Annotated in this window: 7 protein-coding genes; 4 read left to right on the top strand and 3 right to left on the bottom strand. The window is 34.4% G+C overall.

Features of this window, described 5'->3' with window-relative positions:
• On the top strand, positions 1-481 hold a 481-nt coding region (locus ACY65O_RS10515), incomplete at its 5' end, for a fatty acid desaturase family protein (RefSeq protein ID WP_462220812.1).
• Here the strand turns inward: ACY65O_RS10515 and ACY65O_RS10510 are convergent.
• Both ACY65O_RS10510 and ACY65O_RS10505 read right to left on the bottom strand, forming a co-directional pair.
• Positions 474-590 (bottom strand): TrmH family RNA methyltransferase, encoded by a 117-nt coding sequence (locus ACY65O_RS10510; protein WP_462220811.1) that lies wholly within the window; start codon positions 588-590, stop codon positions 474-476. The two genes, ACY65O_RS10515 and ACY65O_RS10510, sit on opposite strands and share 8 nt — an antisense overlap.
• A gap of 50 nt (positions 591-640) precedes the next feature.
• Positions 641-1642, bottom strand: a complete 1002-nt coding sequence (locus tag ACY65O_RS10505) for a helix-turn-helix domain-containing protein (RefSeq protein ID WP_462220810.1) — start codon at positions 1640-1642, stop codon at positions 641-643.
• Between the two features lie 338 nt (positions 1643-1980).
• Between ACY65O_RS10505 and ACY65O_RS10500 the strand changes: the two genes are divergently transcribed.
• The 3 genes from ACY65O_RS10500 to ACY65O_RS10490 all read left to right on the top strand — a co-directional run bounded on the left by ACY65O_RS10500 (position 1981) and on the right by ACY65O_RS10490 (position 3714).
• The gene (locus tag ACY65O_RS10500; RefSeq protein WP_462220809.1) at positions 1981-2430 is read left to right on the top strand and encodes a hypothetical protein; all 450 of its coding nucleotides are present in this window, start codon (positions 1981-1983) and stop codon (positions 2428-2430) included.
• An 85-nt stretch (positions 2431-2515) separates the two neighbouring features.
• Complete coding sequence (locus ACY65O_RS10495; protein ID WP_462220808.1) at positions 2516-2932, top strand: hypothetical protein; 417 nt, start codon at positions 2516-2518, stop codon at positions 2930-2932.
• Positions 2933-2982: 50 nt separating this feature from the next.
• Positions 2983-3714: a hypothetical protein gene (locus tag ACY65O_RS10490; RefSeq protein ID WP_462220807.1), complete on the top strand. Its 732-nt coding sequence runs from the start codon at positions 2983-2985 to the stop codon at positions 3712-3714.
• Between the two features lie 45 nt (positions 3715-3759).
• On the opposite strand, the gene ACY65O_RS10485 is transcribed toward ACY65O_RS10490, so the two are convergent.
• The coding region (locus ACY65O_RS10485; RefSeq protein ID WP_462220806.1) for a TrmH family RNA methyltransferase at positions 3760-3993 on the bottom strand (234 nt) is incomplete at its 5' end.

Genomic DNA, 3993 nt, shown 5'->3' with positions numbered 1-3993 from the left:
CTGCCTCATAATATTGCCACTCGTATTTTCTGCCCATCACTGGTATATAATTGCATCCGCATTTTTACTCATGCATTTAATACAATCGTTGTTTTTGCTGTTTACTTTTTTTATAACCCACCATGTAGAAAAAACAGAATATTTTAATGCAGACTCAGCAGGTTATATCAAAACATCCTGGATCAATAACCAGGTAAAAAGTTCGAATGATTTTTATCCTTTTAGCCCTGCAGCAAATTTTATCTTTGGAGGATTTAATAACCATACAGCACATCATTTATTTCCACACATAAATCATGTACATTATCCAAAGCTTAATAAAATTTTATACAGCAATTTAAGGGCTCATCAAATTGAGCCAAATTTTACCGGTTTTTTCGGAGGTATCCTTTCTCATTTAAAACATTTGAAAACTATGGGCATAAAGCCATGCAGGGAAAAATGTAAAAATTATAATTTACCGAAAGAAGAACTTAAATAGCCCGCTGCTTACTCACCTCATACAAAATTATCCCTGTGGCTGCACTTACATTTAAACTTTCAAAATCCTTATGAAAGGGGATTTTGAATTGTGCATCACAAATTTTCATTAATGCAGGATAAATTATCTATCTGTTTTTTGTTGAAAGATAAACAGTAATTAAGTAAGCAAAGATTGCATGTGGTATATCTTATCCCTGAGACGGTTAAAAAATCGCACCCTTTCTTTTTCGCCAATGCTGCTGAGCTGTGTAGATTTTTTTGTAAGATTAATCAGGTTGTTAAACATGGCCTGGTTAAACTGTTCATCTTTAGTTCCTACAAAATAAAGTACGCTATGATTAAGATAAGTAAGTCTCATATTGCCCAATTCGGCCATAAAAGTATTGTCGCCTAATATCAATTCATTTACAAACATGTTATACGCTGCATCATTACTACCCGGTTCTGTACCAATAAAAAATTTTACCCCCAATTCCGCCTGTCGTTCAATATGATTTACCAATTCTTCTATTTTATCGTACAATACTTTTATATCATTTTTATTTTTGTACATTCCAGACTGACGATAAAAATCTATTTGCCGCAGTGAACTGTTGATGCTTTCTATATTCCAGATTTCGGTAACTGGTATGGTATTATAGGCTTCAATTACTTTCTTGCTTAACGGAAGAAATTCATCATACCTTGGATCGTCGAGAGAAAACTTTACCTTCTTCAACCTGTCATCGTGGAGTATGGATTTCATCCAGAAATAAAATTTAAATTTAGCCAGCTCCGGAATTTGAAAGTGCACAAAGGGTGGAATATCTTTCATTAATACATACAGGTGTTTTTTTTCAAAACTGTTCATTATCTGAAATTGCTGCAGCACACTTTTAAGATAATCGCCAAATATATCTTCGGATGCGGTATTTGCCCGGCCGGTAAAAATGATGGCATCACTCTGCAGATGCAAAAACTGGTCGAGGGAAACTTTATAATGGCTGCAGAGTTTTTGTAATTCTTCAAAACTAATCTGCTTTTCGCCCCTTATTCGGCGGTAGGCACTGTCGTTGCTGATATTAATCAGTTCCGCCACCTCATCCACCAGCGAAAGGTGCCCGGGCAAAATATCTTTCAGATGCTGAAAGAAACGTTGTTGTACATCTGCTGATTCCATGATAAGTTTTTTTAGTAATAATTGCTTTAGGGGTAAAAGAAATTAGTATTTCCTGCCTGTTAAGATAATCATATTAGCATCTTTTGCAAAAATATTATAGCTGACTGTGGGGTTTATGCTAAAACAGCAGTAGTTACTAAATTTCAAAAGCTGTGAGAATTTATCAATTAGGAATGGCTTTTTCAGCAGTATATTTTTAGGGTAGAATTACAGTTTTTACCATCGGCAGTTTTGTTTTTTAATATTAAATTATTTATCAAAGTAACAAAAACGGATGATGGCGGATATACTGTAAAATTTAAAGATGGTAATAAATGTTTAACCTAAAATTAAAAATCATGAAAAAAACTATTCTTCTCATCGGGGCTATTATTGTATTAACTGCATCCGGCTATAGCCAGGCGGATCCTTCATCTACCAAAATTAATAAAGCCTATTCGGAAAATAATTATTTAATAAAATATAAAAAGCAAAAAACAGCTGCATGGATTTGCCTGGGTGGTGGCGTTGCATTGTGTACAATAGCCGCATTGATTGCCACCCCTAAAGCCACTGAGGATTATATTTCCCTTTTCACTTTTCAGGATACTCAACATGATTATACAACCGAAACTATTTTGACGGTACTGGGCGGGGCCGGAATAACCGCTTCTATCCCCTTGTTTATTGCATCAGCAAAAAACAAACGAAAAGCAAACCTCAGCTTAACCAGTCAAAAAACAGCTTATGGATTACCTGTTGCAACTAATAAGACCATAACCGGAATCAGCTTATCAATACCTCTTTAAAATTATTCTTTTTTCAACCGATTTAAATACAGGGATAGCCGAAAACCTTAAAAAGAGTAGGCATAAACAACAAAACTTAAATTTTATGAAATCAATTAAAACAACACTTACAGTTTTATTATTAGTAATTACTGTAATGCTGGGCATTTCCTGCAAGAAAGAAAATATAACCCCCAAAACTACTCAGGAAAAAGTATTGGGCAAATGGAAAATACAATCTGTTTCCGAAAATTATTTTTTTTCAGGTATGCCGCATGTCAATACTTTTTCGGGTGTTGGAGAGTATGCTGATTTCCGCAATGACGGTAAAGTATATAGCTTTTCTAGAAATAATTATGATACGGCAGCTTATGGAATTATTAGTGATACAAAAATGTGGATTGATTTATCTACTGATATATACACTATTCAAACGCTGACAGACGCAGAACTAAAACTTTATTTAAAAGAAGATATCGCTGCCGGAGAATATACTGAAACCACTTTACAACTTAACAAGTGACCATGTTTAAGTTACCTTAAACTCTTATCAATTTTACTAAACTATCAATTATGAAAAAGATTATTTTTGTAATGCTTACAACCTATATATTTATAACCCCCGCTTTTACCCAAACTAAAAATTATTTAAGTATAGAAACCGGAATTTCATTTTCAGGAATGAGTAACCGGATTAACAATAATATGAAAGCTAATGGCTTTGGGGATAAAATAAATTATGATATTTATCTGTTCTTTTTTTATTTAAGTGGCAGCACACAATATCCCCGGCAGGAAACCAGCAATGGTAACTATAAAATTCGATATGGCTACAACATTAAAAAAAATGCCGGCATTGAGGCAGGTTTTGGCCGTACATACCGAACTGTTGTAAAAGGTGCAGATGGATACGGCAATAATGTAAACCTGCTGAATATAAGCAGTGAATTTTCTACGGCATATGCAGCATACTTATGGAAAAATAAAAAAGGCAACGCAGCAGTTGGTATAGGCCCTGTAGTTTCTATTTGCAAAATAAAACAAGAAACTCCGTACTCCTCTACCCCACTGTCGGAAAAAAAATATTTATTACCGGGTGCAATTTTTACTGGCTACTGGAACTTTTTAAATAAAAAGAGTTGGTTTATGGGCGTACGTTCTGATATGACCATTACTTCATCAGCAAAAACCGCCACGGTAAAAGTTATTAATCCTGATGACAATAATTTCATCTCTGTTTCAAAGGGCACGGGTATTGGCGGGATTATAAACACTGTATCCTTATCTGCAGGGATTAAATTTTAATGAGATACGGGGTTCAAAAAATAGCTCTTATGAAAGCTAATTATTTTATCCATCCAGCCTTTGCTTCATCACTTCATACAATATAATCCCTGTGGCAACAGATACATTTAAACTTTCAAAATCCCCGGCCATGGGGATTTTGAATTGTGCATCACAAATTTTTATCAATGCAGGATAAATTCCTTTGTCTTCGCTGCCCATAATTATTGCAGCAGGCTCTTTTAAATTAATATCGCTGATATTTTTTTCTGCCGTCATTTCGCTGGCATAAACTTTAAT

Origin of the sequence: Ferruginibacter sp. (assembly GCF_031430955.1) — a bacterium.
In the GTDB taxonomy this organism is placed as follows: Bacteria; Bacteroidota; Bacteroidia; order Chitinophagales; family Chitinophagaceae; genus Ferruginibacter.
This window is presented reverse-complemented; position numbering and strand designations above follow the sequence as displayed.

Coding starts and splice junctions, on each gene's coding strand:
- ACY65O_RS10500 (WP_462220809.1), top strand. CDS start 1,981: ATGAAAAAAACTATTCTTCTCATCGGGGCTATTATTGTATTAACTGCA.
- ACY65O_RS10510 (WP_462220811.1), bottom strand. CDS start 590: ATGAAAATTTGTGATGCACAATTCAAAATCCCCTTTCATAAGGATTTT.
- ACY65O_RS10505 (WP_462220810.1), bottom strand. CDS start 1,642: ATGGAATCAGCAGATGTACAACAACGTTTCTTTCAGCATCTGAAAGAT.
- ACY65O_RS10495 (WP_462220808.1), top strand. CDS start 2,516: ATGAAATCAATTAAAACAACACTTACAGTTTTATTATTAGTAATTACT.
- ACY65O_RS10490 (WP_462220807.1), top strand. CDS start 2,983: ATGAAAAAGATTATTTTTGTAATGCTTACAACCTATATATTTATAACC.